Raw genomic sequence first — 22,047 nt, 5'->3', positions numbered from 1 at the left:
CTCGTTCCGGGGCATTATGACCCTCGCTTACTCCCTCTCTCCAATGATATGGCGCCACTTCTGCGGTTTTTCTCGCGAATGTATTCTTTCTGATTAACTACAGGGCTTAGTTGTGACCCGTTATTACGGTTATCTCTTTACCGATGTCATGATAACAATGAGCAGCAGGGCTTTATTGTTTTTGTGATATTTCTGAATATCGACGATAACAATGTCGATGAATGAAATTCATTATATTAGGTATTGTTAATTGCTTTAATGCTGACTACGCTTCACGTTACGGAGTGATGGATTTCCGATGAGGCAGGAAGTGTAACGTCATTAATACGTTCGTTGTCTTGTGTCATACAGAGAATTTAATTCATTATTTTTGTATGAGAATACCTGTCGTGATTGTCGACTGCGGAACCCTTGATATCTGCAAGCGGAAATCAGTGTATGAATAGCAACCAGGGCACGATGATGTTAAAAATTACCTTTTTGGATAAAGGCTCACTGCCTGAAACCATTTTCCTGAAAAAGACGAGTTTTAGGCGTCCACAGTGCCGCCATGAATGGATTGAATATAACTATACCTCGCCCGATCACGTTATCGCCCGAGCAAAAGACACCCACGTCATCATCACGAATAAAGCCCTATTAACGCGAGACACCCTGGCCGCGTTACCTGCGTTGAAGCTGATTGCCGTGACGGCAACGGGCACCGACAATATCGATCTTGTTGCTGCCAAAGAACTGGGTATCACGGTCAAAAATGTACCGGGCTACTCGACGCAGGCCGTATCCGAGCACGTGATTGCCATGATTTTTGCGCTAAAGCACAGCCTGATGGCGTGGTATCGCGATCAACTGGGCGATCGCTGGGCCAGCCAGTCGCAATTTGCTTATTTTGATCATCCGGTCAAGGACATCGCCGGTGCTACGCTGGGCATCATCGGCGCGGGTACGATTGGGCGGGAAGTTGCACGTCTGGCGCAGGCGCTGGGGATGAAGGTGATTTTTGCCGAGCACCGGGGAGCTTCATCGTGTCGCGCTGGGTATCTGCCGTTTGAAGACGTTCTGCGGTTGGCGAATGTGATTTCACTCAACTGCCCGCTCAATGAGAGCACGCAGCATCTGATTAATGCGGAGACGCTCGCACTGTGTAAGCCTACCGCGTTTATTATTAACACGGCCAGAGGCGGGCTGATTGATGAGCACGCGCTGGCAGAAGCCTTGCAGCAGCGCGTCATTGCCGGCGCTGCGTTAGACTGCCTGACACAGGAACCGCCAGCAAAAGACAACCCATTGATGGCTGCGGCGAAAACCCTGCCTAATCTTCTGATTACTCCGCATATCTCCTGGACATCCGCCTCATCGCTGCAATTACTGATGGAAAAGACGATTGAAAATATTGATGAGTATGCTCAGCAGAACGGATATAAATAACGTGTAGTTTGATTTCGTCGGGTATGACGGAATATTGCCCGGTAGAGGAATGATGATATTCATCAATTTTAATTGATTATCAAAATTGAACGTTTCATCGGATTGAATCTTTCCCTGTCGATTATCTTTGTCGCTCTCGCTATATCGACAGGGAATGAAAGTGGCGCACGTCAGACCTAAAGTGAGAACGTTATTATTTGTGATTATTCTGAACCACTCTTGATTGTATGAGCGAATATTTATTTCTTAATAATAACGGAAGTAAATAATAGAACGAGTGCAGCGATAGGTGTCTGCGGCAAAACGCGGCTTAATGAGAGAAGGCATTGGTGGGCTGTATTATGAATCCGCCCCAAATTCGGATGAACGGGGCGGAAGTGAGACGCTACTGAACGCGAGAGAGGTTAGCGCTTCTGGATATACGTCATGGCTAGCGCGAGTGCCAGAACCAGACCTTTGATGATGTCCATTGCGTAATAAGGCACGGAGAGCATCACCAGCCCATTCTGCAAGACGCCAAGAATAACGGCACCGAGCAGCGTACCCAGCGCGTTCGGCTTGCCGGATCCCGCCAGTGAAAAGCCGATGTAGGCCGCTGCAACGGCATCCATCAAATAGCCGCCTCCGGCATTGACCTGCGAAGAGCCGATGCGCGATGCCAGTAAGATACCGCCCAGCGCCGCGAGTAGTGAAGAAAACACATACGCCTGTACCCGATAACGCGCCGTGCGAATGCCCGCCAGTCGCGCGGCTTCTGGGTTGCCGCCAATGGCGTACATCCGGCGACCGTGCTTGGTAAGGGACAGATATAGCTGCACCAGTACCGTTACCGCCAGCATGATGACAACAATGACCGGTACCTGACCTAGCGTGGCAAAGAATTCAGGAATGACGCCTTCCGCCATTTCGCCGCTAGGCAGCACCATGTTCTGCGTGATGGAGCCGCCATAGCTGTAGGTCATCGCCACGCCCTGAATGACGAATAGGCTGGCGAGTGTCGCCAGCATATCGGGAATCTTCAGCACGACGATGAGGAAGGCGTTGAATAGCCCGACCAGCGTACACAGCAGCAACGTCAGGACAATCGCGCCGGTGGTGCCGAATCCATGCCAGACGAAAAGCGAGATAACCAGCGCATTAGCCAGCGAGGCCGTTGACCCCACGGAAAGGTCGAATCCGCCCACGGACAGCGAAATGGAGACGCCAATCGCAATCACCGTAACGATGGCGATAGAGCGCAAAATATTGATGATGTTATACGGGTCGAGAAAGTTCTCCGACGCCAGCCCGAAGAGGGCAATCAGCGCAACAACCGTGATCAGCATGCCCCACTTATAGAGAAACTCGAAAACGTGGTGACGGAAGGGGAGCGCCCCGTTAGATGAAAGTGGGTGACTCACGCGGGAGTTCCTCCAGTTGAATATAAAAGTAGGGTTTCTTCGTCAATCTCAGCGGCATTTAGCTCTGCGACAATGCGGCCGTCCCATAGCACGCAGATGCGATCGCAGAGCCCGACAAGTTCGGAGAACTCGCCCGACGCATAAATAATGCCTTTACCCTGACGGGCGAGGCCGTCAATGAGGGTGAACAAGTCCTGTTTGGCCTTGATATCCACGCCTTTGGTGGGTTCGTCAAAAATCAGAACCTGTGCTTCACTGCGCAGCCACTTGCCGATAGCGACTTTCTGCTGATTCCCACCCGACAGGCGCGCCAGCTTTTGCGCCGGACCGGTGGTGCGAACCGCCAACTGCTCAACGATCTGTTTTGCCCAGCGCAATGCCTTGCCACGGCTGAATACACTCCAACGGGAAAAGCTATCGGTGGCGGTGATGCTGAGATTCATGGTGACAGATTCATCAATAAAAATGCCTTCTTTGCGCCGCTCTTCAGGAACCAGCGCCAGTCCCTGTTCGACGGACTGGTGCGGCGAATGCGGCCGCCAGGGTTTACCACGATATTCTCCCTGTGCGATCTGGCAGGGTTCTGCGCCGAATAGCGCTTTACACAGCTCAGTTTTCCCCGCACCAGCCAGCCCGGCAATGCCCAGAATTTCTCCTTTGCGCAGCGTGAGAGAAATATTGTGCAACAGCGTTTCGTCGTGCAAACCCGTAACCTGAAGCAGCGTCTCTGCAGCAGGTGTTGTTCGGCGCGGTGGGAAGATATCGTCAAGCCGGTGCCCCAGCATTCTCTCTACGATCGCTTCACCGCTGAGTCCCTGCATCGCACCGCTGCTGACAAACTCGCCGTCACGCAGAACGGTTAACGTATCGCAGATTTCGCTCAACTCATGAATACGGTGGGAAATAAACACGATCCCGATGCCATCGGCCTGTAAACGGCGTACCACCTCGAAGAGGCGCGCGCTTTCGGCCTGATCCAGCGGGGCGGTGGGTTCATCCAGAATAAGAAAACGACATTCGTGAGATAACGCGCGGGCGAGCAGAATTTGCTGTTTCTCAGCGAGCGAGCAGGTATCCAGCCGTTGACGAACATTGAGGTGAACGCCAAGCTGATCGAGCAGCGCCTGCGCCTGACGATAGATCTGCGGCCAACTTAGCAGATGTCCGTCCTGCGCCAGCGTATCCAGCATAATGTTTTCCGCCACGGACAGCGTGGGGATCAGCGCGACATCGACTTCCTGCTGCACCAGATGAATGCCGTATCGCTTGGCATCACGCGGGGAATGGACATCGACCTGCTTACCATTAATCAGAATGTCGCCCTGATAGTGATCGTAAGCGCCCGATAAGATCGTCATAAGCGTGGATTTACCTGCGCCGTTTGCGCCAGTCAGGGCATGAATCGAACCACCTTCCAGTGTGAAATTAACCTGCTTGAGGGCGTGGAAACCAGAAAAGGAGATGGAAATGTTGTGCATTTCCAATCGGCTTTGGGAGGTAGGAATCATGGTCGGTAACGCTCTTGGCGGTCAGGGTCATGAAATAACGGAAAAGAAAGGTAGCACATATCCCAGAGAATTTAATACAGCTTCAAGTGTTTGAGAGTTATTGGCTATGAACGAAAAGGCATAAATTAAATAAAAAAGTTCTTAAGCTGGCGCAGGCAAGTGAATAAGATGAGGTTATCAATAGGGTAGCGCAGCAGATTCATCTATCAGACAAACATAAGATAAGAACCGTGTTCAAGAGAGAGCGCGGCGAGGAAGATTCAAACATGCACACAACGACAGTCCGCGTACAGGTTGGCCCTGCTAACTATTTCTCTTTCTCTGGCGCTATCGATAAGCTGCTGGATTTTTATCCACCAGATGTACTGAAAAACGCGCTGTGGATCTACGGCGAGCGGGCGATTGCTGCGGCTCGACCGTATTTACCGGCCGAATTCGATGCGCCTTCAGCCCGCCGCGTGCAGTTTGGTGCGCATTGTAGCGAAGGGGAAGTCGCAAAACTGGTGGCGCAGGCGGGCGATGAATGTCAGGTCGTCATTGGTGTCGGCGGCGGGGCGGTGCTGGATACCGCGAAGGTCGCCGCGCGTCATATCGGTGTGCCGCTTGTTGCTATCCCGACTATTGCAGCGACCTGTGCGGCCTGGACGCCGCTGTCCGTGTGGTATAACGATGCCGGACAGGCGCTGTGCTTCGAGATTTTCACTGATGCTAACCATCTGGTGCTGGTGGAACCGCGGATTATGCTGGCGGCACCGGTGGAATACTTACTGGCTGGCGTCGGCGACACGCTGGCGAAGTGGTATGAAGCCGTCGTTCTCAGCCCTCAGCCAGAAACGCTGCCGCTTTCTGTTCGGCTGGGCTTACAGGCTGCGCTGGATATCCGCAATGTGTTGCTGCAACAAAGTGCGGCGGCGCTGGAAGCCGTCGAGCGTGGTGAACTGACGCAGGATTTTCTGGATGTCGTAGATGCGATCATTGCTGGTGGCGGCATGGTTGGCGGGTTGGGTGAACGCTATACCCGTGTGGCGGCGGCGCATGCGGTGCACAACGGTTTAACGGTCTTGCCACAAACTGAGCGCTTCCTGCACGGCACCAAGGTGGCTTATGGCATTCTGGTGCAAAGCGCGTTACTGGGCGATAACGACACGCTGCTTCAACTGAAGGAGGCGTTTAAGGCATTCGGTTTGCCGACCACACTCGCCGCACTGGACGTGGATATTCACGATCGCGCCGCGCTTCAGGCGGTTATTGCCCGCACCTTGCAGGCGGGGGAATCCATTCATTATCTGCCGTTGACGCTCAATGAAGACGTCCTGCTGGCGGCGTTTAATACCGTTGAGTCGACTGGGGAATAAGCGGGTAGAAAGAGAAGGGCGGAGAGTATTCTCCGCCCTAAAGGCTATTATTTATCTTCAAAAATTACTGCTACTGCGTTTTCTCGTAGGGGAATGAATTTTTGATAAAGCTGGCGTAGTAACGGTACTTCGTCTTGCTGGCCATCAGCTCTTCATAAATCATGCGTGCTACGCCGCTGTAGAGATAGATGCTCCCATTTAGCAATTCGACTTCCAATTGGCTTTTTTCTGCATCGTATCCGACTGAAAACAACTCTGTTGATGAAACTCGTTTTCTCTGCAAAATTAATCACTCCCAACGTATCAATGCCGCATCCTGACGGTATACCACCTTTTAGCTATAGCGTGTTATAGCTCGAAATATATCGGGGGTAAACAGCAGCATATCGTTATCAGTTCATGAATAATCAGTAAACGCTCACAGAATTCTTGCTCTGTCGCCCAGCGACCCGCTTTGTTTGTCGTTGTCGATGAGGTGATATTCCAATCGCACCGTTAATCCTGAGCGAGAGCCCGCTGAAAAGCTGGCTGACTTTCTATCCGCTCAATGTATTGCTTGATGTGCGGGTAGTGGCTGAAATCCAAACGCGTTTTCGCCAACACCAGCGGAACGGCCATTTGTATATCGGCACCGCTGAGCGACGCTCCTGCAAACCACTCTTGTTTACTCAAATGCTGCTCGATGAACTGAAGCTGTGTCGTCAGCCGCGGCACAATAAAGGCCTTCTCGATGCTTTGCACAATTTTGCGTGCAATGGGGCGGATGAAAAATGGCATCGGTGCGGATTCTGTTTTTGCCAAAACTAAACGCATCACCAGCAGCGGCATGAGTGAACCTTCCGCAAAATGCAGCCAGAAGCGATAGTCCAGCAGTGCTTGTCCGCTCTGTGGGCGGAGCCTGCCGTTGCCGTAAGTCTCAATCAGGTATTCTACAATGGCCCCGGATTCGGCAATCGTGAGTTCGCCATCGGTAATCACCGGTGATTTCCCTAACGGGTGGATTTGTTTGAGTGATGCCGGAGCGCTAAACGTTTTTGGATCACGCGCGTAGCGAATGATTTCATAGTCAACGCCCAGCTCTTCCAGCAGCCAGGTTACGCGGGTCGAACGGGATTTTTCGAGGTGATGAACGTGTATCATCAAGGTTTCCTTTTTTTCTTTTTTTATCCGTCATGTTGCACGCGGCAGGTGCGCTCATGTCTTTCAGGGGTTATGACGATGGAGTTATTACAGGAAGAGAAAACGCGCTCAGGAGATTCCTGAGCGCGGCGCTCAACAAGGTAAGCATAGCACCATTATTCGACGCGCTATTCTTCCAATAACTATTCTTCCAATAAATAGCGGGCGTGGAAGCGCAGATGATCTTCGATGAAACTGGCAATGAAGAAATAGCTGTGGTCATAGCCAGACTGTGTCCGCAGCGTCAGCGGCCAGTCATACTGGCTTGCCAGTTCTTCCAGTTTCGCCGGTTGCAGCTGATCGGGAAGGAACTGATCGCAATCGCCCTGATCGACCAGCATGGGCAGCTTCTTCTGGCTATTCGCCAGCAAATGGCAGCTGTCATACTGCAACCACTGCGTTTCATCCTCACCGAGGTAGGCGGTCAGCGCCTTGCGTCCCCAGGGAACCTGACTCGGGTTAACGATCGGTGCGAACGCTGACGCAGACTGGAATTGATCTGGGTTGCGTAGCGCCAGCATCAGTGCGCCGTGGCCGCCCATCGAATGCCCACTGATGGACTGACGGCGATTCACGTTAAAATGTTGCTGGATTAACGCCGGCAATTCACTGCTGATGTAGTCATACATCCGGTAGTGTGCCGCCCAGGGTGCCTGCGTGGCATTCACGTAGAATCCCGCCCCTTGACCCAGATCGTATCCCGCGTCGTCTGCTACGCCATCGCCGCGCGGGCTGGTGTCCGGCATGACTAGCACCAGACCCAGCTCGGAGGCAACGCGTTGCGCACCGGCTTTCGTCGTAAAGTTTTCGTCGTTGCAGGTTAACCCTGACAGCCAGTAAAGCACGGGCGGCGGCGTGTCATCCTGTGTCGGCGGCAGATAAATACTGAACGTCATTGCGGTGTTCAGCGTTTCCGACACATGGCGGTAGCGCTGTTGCCAACCGCCAAACATACGGTGTTCTTCCAGCAGTTCCAGTGATGAAGTCATCGCTGTACAGCCTCCTTTATTCTGTTCCTGACAGTAGCGCAATTAACCGAAATGAATCACAGAGCGAATCGATTTGCCTTCGTGCATTAAATCGAATGCCGTGTTGATCTCGTCCAGCCCCATGGTGTGGGTGATGAAGTCATTCAGCGGGAATTCACCTTTCAGGTAACGATCGACAATGCCTGGCAGCTCGCTGCGGCCTTTCACGCCGCCGAAAGCAGAACCACGCCATACGCGACCCGTCACCAGTTGGAACGGACGAGTGGCGATTTCTTCACCTGCACCCGCCACGCCGATGATGATGGATTCGCCCCAGCCTTTATGACAGCACTCTAGCGCGGAACGCATGACATTGACGTTACCGATACACTCGAAGGAGAAGTCCACGCCGCCATCGGTCAGTTCAACGATGACGTCCTGAATCGGCTTATCGTAATCTTTCGGGTTGATCAGATCGGTCGCACCCAGTTTACGCGCCAGATCGAATTTGCTGGTGTTGAGATCGATACCGATGATGCGTCCGGCACCTGCCATTTGCGCACCGATAATCGCCGACAGACCAATGCCGCCGAGGCCGAAAATCGCAACGGTATCGCCCGCTTTCACTTTTGCGGTATTCAGCACGGCACCCATACCGGTGGTGACGCCACAACCCAGCAGGCAAACTTCTTCCAGTGGTGCTTCTTTATTCACTTTCGCCAGCGAAATTTCAGGCACAACGGTGTGCTCAGCGAAGGTAGATGTGCCCATGTAATGGAAAATCGGCTGGCCATTTTTGGAGAAGCGAGTCGTGCCGTCCGGCATCAGGCCTTTACCCTGCGTGGAACGAATAGCCTGGCACAGGTTGGTTTTGCCAGAGCGACAGAATTTACATTCGCCACATTCTGGGGTGTAAAGCGGAATAACGTGATCGCCAACGGCAACGCTGGTCACGCCTTCCCCGATGGCTTCGACAATCCCGCCGCCTTCATGGCCAAGAATCGCCGGGAACACGCCTTCAGGATCTTTGCCGGACAGCGTGTAGGCATCTGTGTGGCACACGCCGGTTGCGACGATGCGCACCAATACTTCACCTTTCTGCGGTGGCATCAGATCCACTTCTTCAACCGACAGTGGCTGGTTGGGACCCCAGGCGATAGCGGCACGGGTTTTAATCATTTGCATGGTGGAGGCTCCTAATGGCATTCCGTTATGGGTGGTAAATTGAATGACAGGACGTGCTATTCATCACGGTGTCGTCCTGTCTTGAAAATGGCTGCTCAGAGAAAATAATGGGTTCATTCCGACTGAGCGGGTGGTTCAATCATGCTGCCCTGTTCAATAATGAGCTTTTTAAGCGCTTCGACATTCGGGCCGAAGGCGTCGCGTCGCCAGACAAGCCAGGTGGACGCGGCAGCGATGTCGGGCGGTAATTCATGCACCTGAACGCGCGTGCCTGCGGGCAGTGATTCAAGGACGGCATACGGGAGCATGGCGAGTCCGGCACCGCTGGCTACACAGGCAAGCATGGCATGGTATGAGTGGATTTCCATGATCGTGCCGGGCACCACGCCATCCTGCCGGAACCAGTTCTCAAGGCGCTTTCTATAGGAACAGCTGGGGCGGAAGGCAAACAGCGTATCGTAGCTGGCGTCCCGCGCATGGGTAATCGGCGCGTGCGTCGTGTCGGATATCAGCACGAGTCGTTCCGTAAAACACGAACAGCCATTCAGCTCATCGTAGACAACGGGGCCATCGACTAACGCTGCCGCTAATGTTCCCGCGCGCACGCGCTCAATGATTTCGCCGGATGTACCGGTATTCAGGGACAGCGAAACATTGGGGTAACGCTGATGGTAAGCCGCTAATAGCGTAGGCAAACGGGTTGCCGCAGTGCTTTCCATCGAACCGAGCGCGAAATTACCGGCAGGTTCCCCCGTGCGCGTCATGCTGATCGCTTCCTCACTAAGCGCCAGAATGCGCTGTGCATAACATAAGAAATTGTGGCCAATAGGGGACAGGCGCAGGCGCTGCTTCTCACGGATAAACAGATCGGTGCCCAGTTCTTGTTCCAACTGGCGCAGCCGCGTGGTCAGATTTGAGGGTACCCGATGAAGCTGCTCTGCGGCGCGCGCGACGGAGCCCGTTTCGGCGACGAGACAGAACATGCGGAGCTGGGTCAAATCCATATCTTTCTCTTTTCGTAATGAACTGATGTTTGATTATTCATTTTTTGTGAAGTGTAGCGGCAAGCAGCACATTTCGCAACTGGCTTACGCCACACTGATGTGAACGTAACGTAAACCCAGCGCGATGAGATGTGCTCTGAATGATGAAAATGACGGGCGTAATTATCATCAGGATTAATATTTGGGCTTAGAAAGAGAAGAACGCGATAAAATGATCGCGGCCGGAATTAATAGCACCACAATCAACTATTACCCCGAATAGGGGCATATTTTCTAATGAATAGGGCAGAATGAAAAAATAAGAATAATCACAGAAAAATAAAACTGTATTTTATCCTGACGCAATAGTGGAAGCGTGAAAATAAATAGATAATTAAAATAAACAGTTAAATGTGAAGATAAATTGTTGTATCGGAGCAATAGCCAGAAACTATCGCAATTCTTCATTTTTATCGCATTTGTTGATGGGAAGGCGTAAAGTGCCCGCCTAAAGTGCCGATAAAGTTAATGTATGGTAGGAATACATTATCGTTATTGTAAGGAAGTGTGTCTTTTTGTCATTAAAGGAAAATAACTCTAACTAATGAGAGCCTCTGCTCTTCATTAAATGACGTAACACCCGGCGTATTTCCAATTAAAAATGTGCGGCTATCTTGCAGAAAGCGCAGAGGAAAATCGCCAGATAATTTATAGGAGTCTTCTGTGAATTTTTTAAAAAATATCACCATCAGGGCAATGCTTTTAACAATACTGGGTCTGTTTCTGGTTGTATGGGGGGGCGCGTCTTTCTTTACCACCACCTCATTAAGCAGCATGACCAAACTATTGGAGTCCGGCGAAACTCAGCGTAAAAACGTAGAGATGCTGGTGAAAGGCAATGACCAGTATTTTCGTACGGTTACTCGCTTGTTGCGTTCTATGGATTTCCAGCAAACAGGTGAAACTGCGGAAGCAGAAAAAGTATTTACGTCAGCAACAACCGCGTTTAAAAACACGTCAGATCAGCTGGCTGCGTTTAAAGCCGCTGGGCATGTCGGCGTCGATAAAGAAACGGCAGACAATATGATCGCTGCGTGGACCCAGATATTGGATAACGGGTTGACGCCGATGCTGAACGCCGCGCGTGAGAATCGTCAAGAGGAGTTCCGTCAGCTTTTCCGTAAAACCTACCCGCCGTTGAGTGTCGCGTTTGGCGCGAATATGGATAAATACCAGACCGCGATTATTTCGTCGTCAGAGCGGTCAATGAGTGAGGTCTACGACCTGGTTGGCTGGAGTAATCGTATTCTGCTGGGCGCGGCGGTGCTTGGGCTGCTCATCCTGCTGCTGACGGATCGCTATCTGGTTAACTACCTGGTCAAGCCGTTGAATATGATCAAAGGGTATTTCCAGGTACTGGCAGCCGGACAGCTTGGTCACCCACTTGAAGAGTTTGGCCGCAACTGTGCCGGACAGCTGATTCCTTACCTGAAAGAGATGCAGGGCAGTCTGGTTAATACCGTTTCCATCATCCGTGACAGTTCTGCATCGATTCATCAGGGCTCGAGCGAGATCAAAAGCGGTAACAACGATCTGTCCGCACGTACCGAGCAGCAGGCCGCCGCACTGGAGCAGACCGCTGCCAGTATGGAAGAGCTGAGTGCGACGGTGAAACAGAATGCCGATAACGTCCATCAGGCGACCAAGCTGGCTCAGGACGCTTCTGTTGCGGCGAAGAAAGGTGGCGACGTCACGGCTGATGTGATGGCGACGATGGCAAGTATTACGACCAGTTCGAAGAAAATTGCCGACATCACCAGTGTGATTAACGGTATTGCCTTCCAGACCAATATTCTGGCGTTGAACGCAGCGGTAGAAGCCGCCAGAGCCGGTGAACAAGGTCGTGGCTTTGCGGTGGTAGCGGGCGAAGTTCGCAATCTGGCGCAGCGCAGTGCGCAGGCGGCGAAAGAAATTGAAAGCCTGATCACCGAATCGGTTGAACGCATCAATGTAGGGTCGAATCAGGTTACACAAACCGGTGAAGCGATGGATTCCATCATTTCCGCGATTACCCGGGTGAATGATCTGATGGGAGAAATTGCCTCGGCGTCGGATGAGCAGAGCCGTGGTATTACGCAGATTGGTCAGGCTGTTACCGAGATGGATGGCGTCACACAGCAGAACGCCTCTCTGGTACAGGAATCAGCCGCCGCTGCGGCATCGCTGGAAGATCAGGCACGTCAGTTAACTGAAGCAGTATCGGTATTCCAGCTGTCGGCCGCAGATGCACCTCGTCGTTCTCAGCAGCGTTTGGCGGAAGCGCCAGCAGTGCAGAAACCGATGTTATTAGCTGCCGCCGGTGGTAAGAAAGGTAACGCTAACGATAACTGGGAAACTTTCTGATAACCGCACAATACGCGGCGTCAAGGCGCTGACAGCCGCAAAAATCAGGTGATTTATCGTTAAAAGCACTGGGATAGTTTCCCGGTGCTTTTTTGTTTATCACTGAATAGTTACGGCTGAATAGGCGTTTTTTTGTGCATATGATTCGACCTTGTTACTGCACATGGGTACATCCGGCACGCTTGATAACTTGAATCTATTTCAACAATCATGACATACAATCGCTGGATAATCGTGACTCTCTCAACTAGAGTGTTGACGGCGCTAGGGTCTGATCAGGGCCGTGCGATAGGCATAGTTACACCTGCAGGAGAATAATAATGTCATCACTAAGTAAAGAAGCCGTTATGGTGCACGAAGCGCTGCTGGCACGCGGTCTGGAAACGCCGCTGCGCGGGGCGTTGTTGGATCGGGATACGCGTAAGCAACGTATTGCCGAGCATATGACGGAAATTATGAATTTGCTGAGCCTCGATCTGAGCGATGACAGCCTGGCTGAAACACCGACGCGTATCGCCAAAATGTACGTTGATGAAATATTCTCCGGTTTGGACTACGCCAACTTCCCCAAAATCACCATCATTGAAAACAAAATGAAGGTCGATGAGATGGTTACCGTACGGGATATCACGCTGACCAGCACCTGTGAACACCATTTCGTGACGATCGATGGGAAAGCGACTGTGGCGTATATTCCGAAAGATGGCGTCATTGGCTTGTCGAAGCTCAACCGAATCGTCCAGTTTTTCTCTCAGCGCCCTCAGGTGCAGGAACGCTTAACGCAGCAGATTCTGGTTGCGCTACAAACGCTGTTGGGAACCAACAATGTTGCGGTCTCGATTGATGCGGTGCACTACTGCGTGAAGGCGCGCGGCATTCGTGATGCGACCAGTGCCACGACCACAACATCGCTCGGTGGGCTGTTTAAATCCAGCCAAAATACGCGTCAGGAATTCTTGCGCGCGGTACGTCACCACAATTAAGCCTTCTTATTGACGATGATGAAGCAAACACGTTTTGTCATCGTCAAATCGGTCATCGTGAAATCAGTAAGCATCTTCGCTTTTTCTCTGTATCTGCATACAATCGCTACTTCGATGATTTGAAAATGTAATTTGTATGCCTTCTCACTCTATACCGTCACCTCATTCGCCACCCTCGCGGATCGCCACGCTGGATTTTGCCCGCGGCGTCGCCATCTTGGGCATTTTACTGCTGAATATTACGGCGTTTGGTTTACCGCATGCAGCCTATCTGAATCCCGCCTGGCAAGGGGACCCCACGCTGTCTGATGTCTTAACCTGGGCGGCGATGGATCTGCTTGCGCAGGCGAAATTTCTGACGCTGTTTTCTCTTCTTTTTGGCGCAGGGTTACAACTGCTGCTGTCGCGGGGAAAACGCTGGGTACACGCACGCCTGTTCTGGTTGATGATCATCGGTCTGATCCATGCCATTTTCCTGTGGGATGGTGACATTTTACTCGACTATGCGCTGATTGGACTGGTGTGTTACGGCATGATTCGTCATGCGGAAAGCAGCCGGTTGCTAATGCGGACGGGGGCGGTTCTGTATCTGGTGGGCATCGGCGTACTGTTTGTGTTGAGCCAGATTCTGAGCCTGCAACCGGGACGTTTTTGGCTGCCGGGCATGGCGGATATCGCCTATGAAGCCTACTGGCGGGCGTTAGGTGGTCCGGAAGCGTGGGGAAATCGTGTCGACCTGCTAACGGAAAGCCTGTTGTCGCTGGGCGTGCAGTACGGCTGGCTGCTGGCGGGGTCGATGCTGCTGGGGGCAGGGTTAATGCGCAGCGGCTGGCTGAAAGGTGAATTCAGCACGACACACTATCGTAAGGTTGCGCTGTGGCTGATTCCGCTAGGTATCGCCATTAACAGCGTTGGCATAGTGGGGCAGTGGCTGGTGGACTGGGAATATCGCTGGAGCGGGCTGTTATTGCAGATTCCGCGCGAGCTGAGTTCACCTTTGCAGGCGATAGGGTATCTGGCGCTGTGCTATGGCTTCTGGACCACGCTGTGCCAATCACGTATCACCTACTGGATTACAGATGTCGGGCGTATGGCATTAACCAACTATTTGCTGCAAACGCTGATTTGCGTTGCGTTGTTTAATCAGCTTGGCCTGTTTATGGCGTTCAGTCGTCTGCAACTGCTGGCACTGGTTCCCGCCATTTGGATCGTCAATCTGGTGTTCTCTCACTACTGGCTGCGCTATTTTCGTCAGGGACCGCTCGAATGGTTATGGCGCACACTCACCAATGCGATAGGCAAAACGGCGTAGAGAAAGACGCTACGGCGCGGCCTGTTCGTGGTGAGGTTCGGATTCGGGCTCGGCTTTTGCCGGTTGCTCCGGTTTAGCCTGATGCGCTGGCGCAGGAAGCACCTGTTCCGGCAGGACGGCAGGATAATCTGGAGCATCCTCTGGGATAGTATGTTCAGCAGGAATCGGCACCTGCGGCCCTAAAAAGCGCGGTTCACGTTTCAGGATATACAGATCGAACAGCGCGCCCAAACGAGCGCCAAATTCACGAACGCGCACGGTCATCATGTTTTTCGGGGAGGGCACGGCGTAACACTGTGCCTGAATACCCAGGTGCAGTGCGATGAATAGCGCACGCTCACAGTGGAAACGCTGAGTGATGATGGTGAAATCGTTGGTATCAAACACCTTACGTGTTCTGACGATAGAATCCAGCGTACGGAACCCCGCATAGTCCAGCACGATGTCCGAAGGTGGAACGCCTGCGGCGAGCAAATCGCGACGCATCGTCATCGGTTCATTGTAACTTTGTAGTGCGTTATCACCGCTTAATAGCAGATAGCTGACTTTACCGCTGTTGTAAGCGTTAATCGTCCCTTGCATGCGGAACAGGTAATACTGATTGATTACGCCGGTACGGTAGTATTTCGCGGTACCTAATACGACGCCGACCTGACGTTTCGGCAAGGTCTGAAGCTCATCGTAAATAAAGGGCGCGGTTTTCCAACTGATCCAACGATCGAGGGCAAAAGCAGAGAGCAGCAGCACGCCAATGAGGGCTAACAAACCGAATGTCAGGCGTTTCCACATGCTTATGCCTCAGGTAAGGCGAGTAGACTAATCATGCCCCAAGGCTACTTTACCTGACAGGGGGACGCAAGACGAAGGCGAGGAACGGGCGGTTTATTGATTGAATTTTCAGCGTTCGGGACGACATGGCGTAAAAATAAAACGCCAGCCTTTCGGGCAGAAAAGCTGGCGTGACAGGAGTATTAAACTCGGCTACCCCACAGATCGTACTCGTCTGCGTGTTCGACTTTCACTTTAACGATGTCACCGACTTTCACGCCGGTTTCGCCGTTCAGATAAACCGCGCCGTCAATCTCAGGGGCATCGGCCATGCTACGGCCAATCGCGCCTTCTTCGTCGATTTCATCGATTAGCACCAGCACTTCACGGCCAATTTTATCCTGCAAACGCTGGGTAGAAATCGCCTGTTGAAGCTGCATGAAGCGGTGGAAACGCTCTTCTTTGATCTCTTCCGGCACCTGATCTGGCAATTCATTTGCCGCAGCACCTTCGACCGGGCTGAATTTAAAGCAGCCCACGCGGTCAAGCTTGGCTTCTTTCAGGAAGTCGAGCAGCATCTGGAAATCTTCTTCCGTTTCGCCGGGGAAGCCGACAATAAAGGTAGAACGCAGCGTTAAGTCCGGGCAGATTTCGCGCCAGCGCTTAATGCGCTCCAGCGTTCTTTCTACTGCGCCAGGGCGTTTCATCAGCTTGAGAATTTTCGGGCTGGCGTGTTGGAGCGGAATGTCCAGATAAGGCAGGATTTTGCCTTCTGCCATTAACGGGATCACATCGTCCACGTGCGGATACGGGTAGACATAGTGCAGGCGCACCCACACGCCGAGCGATGCCAGTTGCTCACACAGGCTGACCATGCTGGTTTTGACCGGTTGTCCGTTCCAAAAGCCGGTACGTTGCTTCACATCTGCGCCGTACGCTGAGGTATCCTGAGAAATTACCAGCAGCTCTTTTACCCCGGCATCAACCAGACGTTTTGCTTCATCCAACACCGAGCCGATTGGACGGCTGTCCAAATCACCACGCATAGAAGGGATGATGCAGAACGTACAGCGGTGGTTACAGCCTTCTGAAATTTTCAGATAGGCGTAATGGCGTGGCGTGAGTTTCACTCCCTGCTCGGGAACTAAACTGGTAAACGGGTTATGCGTCGGTTTAGGGACGTATTGATGTACGTGCGACAGCACCTGCTCATAGCTGTGCGGACCGGTAATTTCCAGAACTTTTGGATGCACTTCGCGTATTTGATTTTCTTTGGCACCCAAACAGCCCGTTACGATGACTTTACCGTTCTCATTCAGCGCTTCGCCGATGGCTTCCAGCGACTCTTGTACGGCGCTGTCAATAAAACCACAGGTATTGACGATCACCAGCTCAGCGTCGTCATAACGTGGGACGACCTGATAACCTTCAGTACGCAGTTCGGTCAGAATCCTCTCGGAGTCGACGAGGTTTTTCGGGCAACCGAGGGAAACAAAGCCGATACGTGGTTGTTGCATATTATTCGCTCACAAAATAAACAGAAAATAAAAACCGGAGGATTCTACACCATAGTTGATTATCCTTATAGTCAGTGGTGTAAAACTCAGCATTTTATCGCTGTGGAGATGACGCTTCTAATGAGCGATTTCTTCAATAAATGTAAACCTTGCCACGTTTTTTTGCACAAACACGGCCTGCCGCCTAAATTTACAGGACTTTTGTTGGATGGAGACAACGCTATGCCCTATCGCCTGATGCCTCGCAATTCTGCTTCACATCCCCTGTTACGACGATTTTCTGCTGCCCCACATTGGCTGCTGCTTAGCGCAACGCTGCTGTTTTCCAGCCAGCTCTTGGCGGCGGAACCGAAAGTGACGGAATTGCAGGATAAGCTGGATCACCCGTGGTCATTAGCGTTTTTGCCGGAAGAGCAGGGAATTCTGATTACGGAACGCGCCGGGAATTTGCGCTTATGGAAAGCGGGCAGCGCGCTGTCTGCGCCGATAGCCGGAGTACCGAAGGTCTTTGCTAAATCACAGGGCGGATTGCTGGAGGTCGCGCTATCGCCGGATTTTGCGCAGAATCGACGCATCTACCTGAGCTTTGCCGAAGAAGGGAGCGGGGGGAAAGCGGGAACCGCTGTCGGCTACGGTAAACTCTCCGAGGATAATAAGCGGTTAGAGAATTTCACGGTCTTCTTCCGTCAGGAACCGAAGCTGTCGACGGGTAACCACTTCGGCGGCAAGCTGGCCTTTGATCGACAAGGGCATCTGTTTATCGCACTGGGCGAAAACAACGAACGCCCGACTGCACAAGATTTGGATAAATTACAGGGCAAAATTGTTCGCCTGACCGCGGAGGGGAAAGTACCGGCCGATAACCCGTTTGTGAATACGCCTAACGCACGACCGGAAATCTGGTCTTATGGACATCGCAACCCGCAGGGATTGGCGATTAATCCGTGGTCTGGCGTGCTGTGGGAAAATGAACATGGCCCGAAAGGTGGCGATGAAATTAACATTCCCAAAGCGGGCGAAAATTACGGCTGGCCGATTGCAACGCATGGCATTAACTATTCCGGGCTGAAGATTCCAGAAGCGAAAGGAAAAGAGATCGCCGGTATGGTGAATCCCGATTTTTATTGGGAGAAATCACCGGGCATCAGCGGAATGGCCTTCTATAACAGCGACCGTTTCCCGCAGTGGAAAAACTCAGTCTTTATCGGCGCGCTGGCAGAGAAGAACCTGATTCGGTTGACGCTTGATGGCGACAAAGTCGCGTCCCAAGAACGCTTGCTGGGCGACCGCGGTGAACGCATCCGCGACGTAAGACTGGGGCCAGACGGTTACCTCTATCTGTTGACCGATCACGACAATGGCAAATTGCTGAAAGTCGGGTTGGAGTAATAAATCAGGCACCTTACGGTGCCTGTTTCACTTAAGACAGTGGAATCATGACGTGCTTCTGATACGCCGGGCGCTCGGTGAGTTGCTGATACCAGTGTTCCAGATGAGGATGCGACTGTTGTTCAATCGGCATATTCAGCCAGCCGTAAGCAATACAGCCTAGCGGAATATCGCCAACGCCGAATTGATCGCCGGATAGCCACGGCTGATTAGCCAGAACGGTATCCACAATATCAAACAAACGTTCGCATTCGGCGATGCCTTTCTGTACCAATGCGGTATCGCGTTTTTCCGGTGGCGTACGCACGATATTAACGAACACCGGCCCGAAGGAGAAGGCGAGAGAGGTTGCCCAGTCCATCCATTTTTCGGCACTGGCGCGCTTGCCCGGATCGGCAAGATACAGCGAATCCTGACCATACTGTGCCGCCAGATAACGTACGATGGTATTGGATTCCCACAGCACCAGATCGTCGTCACGTAAACAGGGGATGAGGCCATTAGGATTCATCGCCAGATAGTCGGCTTCATGGTTAAGACCGAATTGTCCGCCTGCCACAATATGCTGATAAGGCAGCGCAAGTTCTTCCGCACACCACAGGACTTTCTTTACGTTGGTCGAGTTATCACGACCCCAAATCGTTATCATAGTTGCCCCCTTTCTTCGTGAAGCCTGCCCCGGTTATCCGCGACAGTCGATGAGAAATAATGATATGCCTTTTTAGTCTTTATGATTTAACTCGTCATTCTTAATAATGACAGCAAGTTACATTCAGACAGGAAAGTTACACAATGACATTGACGCATTCTGTTCGCGCCGTGCTGGGCATCACACTGCTTGCCGCCGGTATGCAACTGGCGCTGGCCAGCAGCGATCCACAGACGATCACGTTTGGCGTAGCACCCGGGCCGTATGGTGACATGGTGAATCTGGCCATCAAACCTGAGCTGGTGAAAAAAGGCTACAAGGTTGTCGTGCGTGAATTCAGCGATTACGTTCAGCCCAATCTGGCGCTGGCCAACGGCAGCATCGATGCCAACCTCTTCCAGCATACGCTGTATCTGGAAAAATTCGCTGCCGATAAAGGGTTAAAAATTTCCCCGCTGATTACCGTACCGACAGCCAGCATGGGCTTCTACTCGAAGAAAATCAAATCGCTGGATGAGCTGAAAAAAGGAGACGTGGTCACGCTCTCTAACGATGCCACCAATCTGGCGCGCGGTCTGCGTTTCCTGCAATCGATAGGGTTGGTTACGATCAAAGCTGATATCGATCCGACCAAGGCATCTGAGAAAGATATTCTTGAAAACCCGCGCGGCTTGGTCTTCAAACCGATGGAAGCGGCACAACTGCCCCGCACGCTGGATAGCGTGACGGCATCGCTGGTGAACGGGAATTTTGCACTGGCGTCCGGTATGAAACTGTCATCGGCTATCAAGCTGGAAACGCTGGATGAAAACCTGAAAAATGTTATTGCTGTGCGCACCGACGATCTCGATAAGCCATTTGTTAAAGATACCAAAGCGATTGTGGAATCACCGGCGTATGCTGCGGTGATCAACGATCCGGCGTTGATGTATAGCCAGTTCCAGAAACCAGAGTGGATGCAGGCGAAAACGCCAGCGCCCGCACAGTAAGTTTTAGGCTACACAGAATATCTTTTGGCCGGTCTATGACCGGCTTTCTTCTTTTCCGCTCAGGCCAGGAGTTTGCGGATAATGATTCAGCTAGAAGGGGTAAGCGTTGACTTCTCACAAGGGAAGCAACCAGAAAACCGCGCGGTAGACAACGTGTCGTTGCACATCCAACGGGGCGAGGTCTACGGGATTGTCGGCACCAGCGGCGCGGGCAAAAGCACGCTGCTGCGGACCATTAATCTCTTGCAGCGGCCGACTGCGGGTCGCGTGCTCGTCAATGGCGTGCTCATCAGCGAATTAGCGGGCCAGCCGCTGCGCGAACAGCGCCAGAAAATCGGCATGATCTTTCAGCATTTCAACCTGATGCAGACGCGTACCGTGGCGGAAAACGTGGCGTTCAGCCTAAAAGCCGCTGGGAAATCCAGTGCGGATATCGCGGTGCGCGTGCCGGAAATCCTGAACGTGGTAGGGCTGACGGATAAAGCGTCGTCTTATCCGGCGCAGCTCAGCGGCGGTCAGAAACAGCGAGTAGGTATCGCCAGAGCCATTGCCAACGATCCCGAAGTATTGCTGTGCGATGAGCCAACGTCGGCGCTCGATCTGGAAACCTCAGCCGCTATTCTGGCGTTGCTGAAAGAGATTAACGAGACACTGGGCATTACCATCGTGCTGATTTCTCATGAGATGAGCGTGATTAAGGCCGTGTGCGATCGCGTGGCGGTAATGACGGGCGGGCAGGTTGTAGAAGAGGGTGATGTTTTCGATATCTTTGCGACGCCACAGCACGCATTTACGCGTCAACTGGTATCCCACACGCTCGATCTTGCATTGCCGCCTCGCTTGCTGGTGGATTTGCAGGGCACACTACTGAAGATTCTGTTCGTTGGCGAATCGGCGGAGCAACCCGTGCTGTCGGACGTGGCGATGCGCTTTGGCGTGTCCGTTAATATTCTGCACGGCAAGATCGAATACATTGGTAATCGTGCGCTAGGCATCCTCGTCGCGCTACTGGCTCATCCATCCGACCCCGAAAAAGTGACCGAAGCCGTGGAACATATTCAGGTAAGAACGGCGAACGTGGAGGTGCTGCATGGCTGATTTATGGATCGATCTGGTCGCGGCGTTTGGCGAAACGTTCCAGATGGTGGGGATCTCCACGCTGCTTGCCGTGATTGGCGGTTTACCGTTGGGGTTGCTCATTTACGTCACCGACAGGAACCTGTTCTGGCAAAACCGCGCCGTTTATCTGTTTGGCACGGTACTGGTGAATATTATCCGTTCTATTCCTTTCGTGATTCTGCTGGTCTTGCTGCTACCGCTGACGCAGTGTCTCTTAGGCAATACGATTGGGCCTGTAGCGGCGGCGGTGCCGATGTCGGTCGCCGCGATCGCGTTTTATGCGCGTTTGGTGGATAGCGCGCTGCGTGAAATCGACCCCGGTATCGTAGAAGCGGCCGAAGCATTTGGAGCCAGCCCGATGCGTATTATCGGCACGGTGCTGCTGCCAGAGGCGAAAGCGGGACTATTGCGTGGCCTGACGATCACGCTAGTGAGCCTCATTGGCTATTCGGCGATGGCGGGCATTGTCGGCGGCGGCGGGGTGGGGGATTTGGCGATCCGCTTCGGCTATTACCGCTATGAAACCGAGGTAATGGTGATTACCGTTATTGCGCTGGTTATTCTGGTACAGGTGGTACAGACGCTGGGTGACTGGCTGTCAAAACGTGCAGATAAGCGCGAACGCCGCTAAGGGGATGTCCATCACTGGTACGAGGGAGGCTACGCAGCCATGTCCCTCGTGCTATCCGTTATTTTTCTGGTAGTCCTGCTGTCTGCATTTTCAGACATTCCTTAATTCCCCTAAGTCCTTTTTTTATCTGCGTTTTTTTAGAAGCTTTCATTTCTTTGACTATCTTTACAGAATGAACGGTTTTCATCCCAGAGATGACGCGTTACCTTTATATGTTGCTAAAGTTTTCAAAACATATTGAAAATTAAGAATTTTTAACGACTGATGGATATCGCGGCGAA

Annotated in this window: 19 protein-coding genes; 9 read left to right on the top strand and 10 right to left on the bottom strand. The window is 52.3% G+C overall.

Annotated features, from left to right (window positions below):
* Positions 1 to 438 precede the first annotated feature (438 nt).
* Positions 439 to 1,428: a 2-hydroxyacid dehydrogenase gene (locus ACIPUG_RS04000; protein ID WP_080753112.1), complete on the top strand. Its 990-nt coding sequence runs from the start codon at positions 439 to 441 to the stop codon at positions 1,426 to 1,428.
* 404 nt (positions 1,429 to 1,832) lie between these two features.
* On the opposite strand, the gene ACIPUG_RS03995 is transcribed toward ACIPUG_RS04000, so the two are convergent.
* Positions 1,833 to 2,753 carry an ABC transporter permease gene (locus ACIPUG_RS03995; protein ID WP_207193806.1) on the bottom strand — a complete coding sequence of 307 codons (921 nt, stop codon included), beginning with the start codon at positions 2,751 to 2,753 and terminating at the stop codon, positions 1,833 to 1,835.
* A gap of 71 nt (positions 2,754 to 2,824) precedes the next feature.
* On the bottom strand, positions 2,825 to 4,336 hold the full coding sequence (locus ACIPUG_RS03990; RefSeq protein WP_400337383.1) for a sugar ABC transporter ATP-binding protein: 1,512 nt from the start codon (positions 4,334 to 4,336) through the stop codon (positions 2,825 to 2,827).
* Between the two features lie 266 nt (positions 4,337 to 4,602).
* Here ACIPUG_RS03990 and ACIPUG_RS03985 point away from each other — a divergent pair, with 266 nt between their 5' ends.
* Positions 4,603 to 5,691: an oxidoreductase gene (locus tag ACIPUG_RS03985; protein WP_400337381.1), complete on the top strand. Its 1,089-nt coding sequence runs from the start codon at positions 4,603 to 4,605 to the stop codon at positions 5,689 to 5,691.
* A 70-nt stretch (positions 5,692 to 5,761) separates the two neighbouring features.
* Here ACIPUG_RS03985 and ACIPUG_RS03980 read toward each other — a convergent pair whose 3' ends face one another.
* From ACIPUG_RS03980 to ACIPUG_RS03960, 5 genes are all read right to left on the bottom strand, one after another.
* Positions 5,762 to 5,974, bottom strand: coding sequence for a KTSC domain-containing protein (locus tag ACIPUG_RS03980; protein ID WP_039275478.1), 213 nt, complete (start codon positions 5,972 to 5,974; stop codon positions 5,762 to 5,764).
* Positions 5,975 to 6,186: 212 nt separating this feature from the next.
* Positions 6,187 to 6,831, bottom strand: a complete 645-nt coding sequence (locus ACIPUG_RS03975; RefSeq protein WP_039468893.1) for a glutathione S-transferase family protein — start codon at positions 6,829 to 6,831, stop codon at positions 6,187 to 6,189.
* A 182-nt stretch (positions 6,832 to 7,013) separates the two neighbouring features.
* Positions 7,014 to 7,859 (bottom strand): S-formylglutathione hydrolase, encoded by an 846-nt coding sequence (gene fghA, locus ACIPUG_RS03970; RefSeq protein ID WP_039468895.1) that lies wholly within the window; start codon positions 7,857 to 7,859, stop codon positions 7,014 to 7,016.
* Between the two features lie 42 nt (positions 7,860 to 7,901).
* Positions 7,902 to 9,023 (bottom strand): S-(hydroxymethyl)glutathione dehydrogenase/class III alcohol dehydrogenase, encoded by a 1,122-nt coding sequence (locus ACIPUG_RS03965; RefSeq protein WP_010294737.1) that lies wholly within the window; start codon positions 9,021 to 9,023, stop codon positions 7,902 to 7,904.
* A 113-nt stretch (positions 9,024 to 9,136) separates the two neighbouring features.
* A complete protein-coding gene (locus tag ACIPUG_RS03960) occupies positions 9,137 to 10,027 on the bottom strand; it encodes a LysR family transcriptional regulator (protein ID WP_400337379.1) in 891 nt (296 codons plus the stop codon).
* 702 nt (positions 10,028 to 10,729) lie between these two features.
* Between ACIPUG_RS03960 and ACIPUG_RS03955 the strand changes: the two genes are divergently transcribed.
* The 3 genes from ACIPUG_RS03955 (at position 10,730) to yeiB (ending at position 14,704) form a co-directional block, all read left to right on the top strand.
* Positions 10,730 to 12,409, top strand: a complete 1,680-nt coding sequence (locus ACIPUG_RS03955; RefSeq protein ID WP_400337377.1) for a methyl-accepting chemotaxis protein — start codon at positions 10,730 to 10,732, stop codon at positions 12,407 to 12,409.
* Between the two features lie 320 nt (positions 12,410 to 12,729).
* Positions 12,730 to 13,392 (top strand): GTP cyclohydrolase I FolE, encoded by a 663-nt coding sequence (gene folE / locus ACIPUG_RS03950; protein ID WP_005967317.1) that lies wholly within the window; start codon positions 12,730 to 12,732, stop codon positions 13,390 to 13,392.
* Between the two features lie 136 nt (positions 13,393 to 13,528).
* The gene (gene yeiB / locus ACIPUG_RS03945) at positions 13,529 to 14,704 is read left to right on the top strand and encodes a DUF418 domain-containing protein YeiB (protein WP_400337375.1); all 1,176 of its coding nucleotides are present in this window, start codon (positions 13,529 to 13,531) and stop codon (positions 14,702 to 14,704) included.
* A 9-nt stretch (positions 14,705 to 14,713) separates the two neighbouring features.
* Here the strand turns inward: yeiB and sanA are convergent, their stop codons facing one another.
* Positions 14,714 to 15,493, bottom strand: coding sequence for an outer membrane permeability protein SanA (sanA, locus tag ACIPUG_RS03940; protein ID WP_400337373.1), 780 nt, complete (start codon positions 15,491 to 15,493; stop codon positions 14,714 to 14,716).
* Positions 15,494 to 15,675: 182 nt separating this feature from the next.
* Positions 15,676 to 16,989, bottom strand: a complete 1,314-nt coding sequence (gene rimO / locus ACIPUG_RS03935) for a 30S ribosomal protein S12 methylthiotransferase RimO (protein ID WP_104210203.1) — start codon at positions 16,987 to 16,989, stop codon at positions 15,676 to 15,678.
* A 222-nt stretch (positions 16,990 to 17,211) separates the two neighbouring features.
* On the opposite strand from rimO, the gene ACIPUG_RS03930 reads away from it, so the two are divergent.
* A complete protein-coding gene (locus tag ACIPUG_RS03930; protein ID WP_039500645.1) occupies positions 17,212 to 18,378 on the top strand; it encodes a PQQ-dependent sugar dehydrogenase in 1,167 nt (388 codons plus the stop codon).
* Positions 18,379 to 18,409: 31 nt separating this feature from the next.
* On the opposite strand, the gene ACIPUG_RS03925 is transcribed toward ACIPUG_RS03930, so the two are convergent.
* The gene (locus ACIPUG_RS03925; protein ID WP_320721801.1) at positions 18,410 to 19,027 is read right to left on the bottom strand and encodes a glutathione S-transferase; all 618 of its coding nucleotides are present in this window, start codon (positions 19,025 to 19,027) and stop codon (positions 18,410 to 18,412) included.
* A 143-nt stretch (positions 19,028 to 19,170) separates the two neighbouring features.
* Here ACIPUG_RS03925 and ACIPUG_RS03920 point away from each other — a divergent pair, with 143 nt between their 5' ends.
* The 3 genes from ACIPUG_RS03920 (at position 19,171) to ACIPUG_RS03910 (ending at position 21,766) form a co-directional block, all read left to right on the top strand.
* The gene (locus ACIPUG_RS03920; protein ID WP_400337370.1) at positions 19,171 to 20,016 is read left to right on the top strand and encodes a MetQ/NlpA family ABC transporter substrate-binding protein; all 846 of its coding nucleotides are present in this window, start codon (positions 19,171 to 19,173) and stop codon (positions 20,014 to 20,016) included.
* A gap of 81 nt (positions 20,017 to 20,097) precedes the next feature.
* Positions 20,098 to 21,114 (top strand): methionine ABC transporter ATP-binding protein, encoded by a 1,017-nt coding sequence (locus tag ACIPUG_RS03915; RefSeq protein WP_400337368.1) that lies wholly within the window; start codon positions 20,098 to 20,100, stop codon positions 21,112 to 21,114.
* Positions 21,107 to 21,766, top strand: coding sequence for a methionine ABC transporter permease (locus ACIPUG_RS03910; protein WP_014915042.1), 660 nt, complete (start codon positions 21,107 to 21,109; stop codon positions 21,764 to 21,766). The genes ACIPUG_RS03915 and ACIPUG_RS03910 overlap by 8 nt, the downstream gene beginning before the upstream one ends.
* Positions 21,767 to 22,047: the final 281 nt, after the last annotated feature.

It is taken from the genome of Pectobacterium sp. CHL-2024 (genome assembly GCF_044751765.1).
In the GTDB taxonomy this organism is placed as follows: domain Bacteria; phylum Pseudomonadota; class Gammaproteobacteria; order Enterobacterales; family Enterobacteriaceae; genus Pectobacterium; species Pectobacterium brasiliense.
Note: the sequence above shows the minus strand (reverse complement) of the source record. Positions and strands in the feature narration are given on the sequence as shown.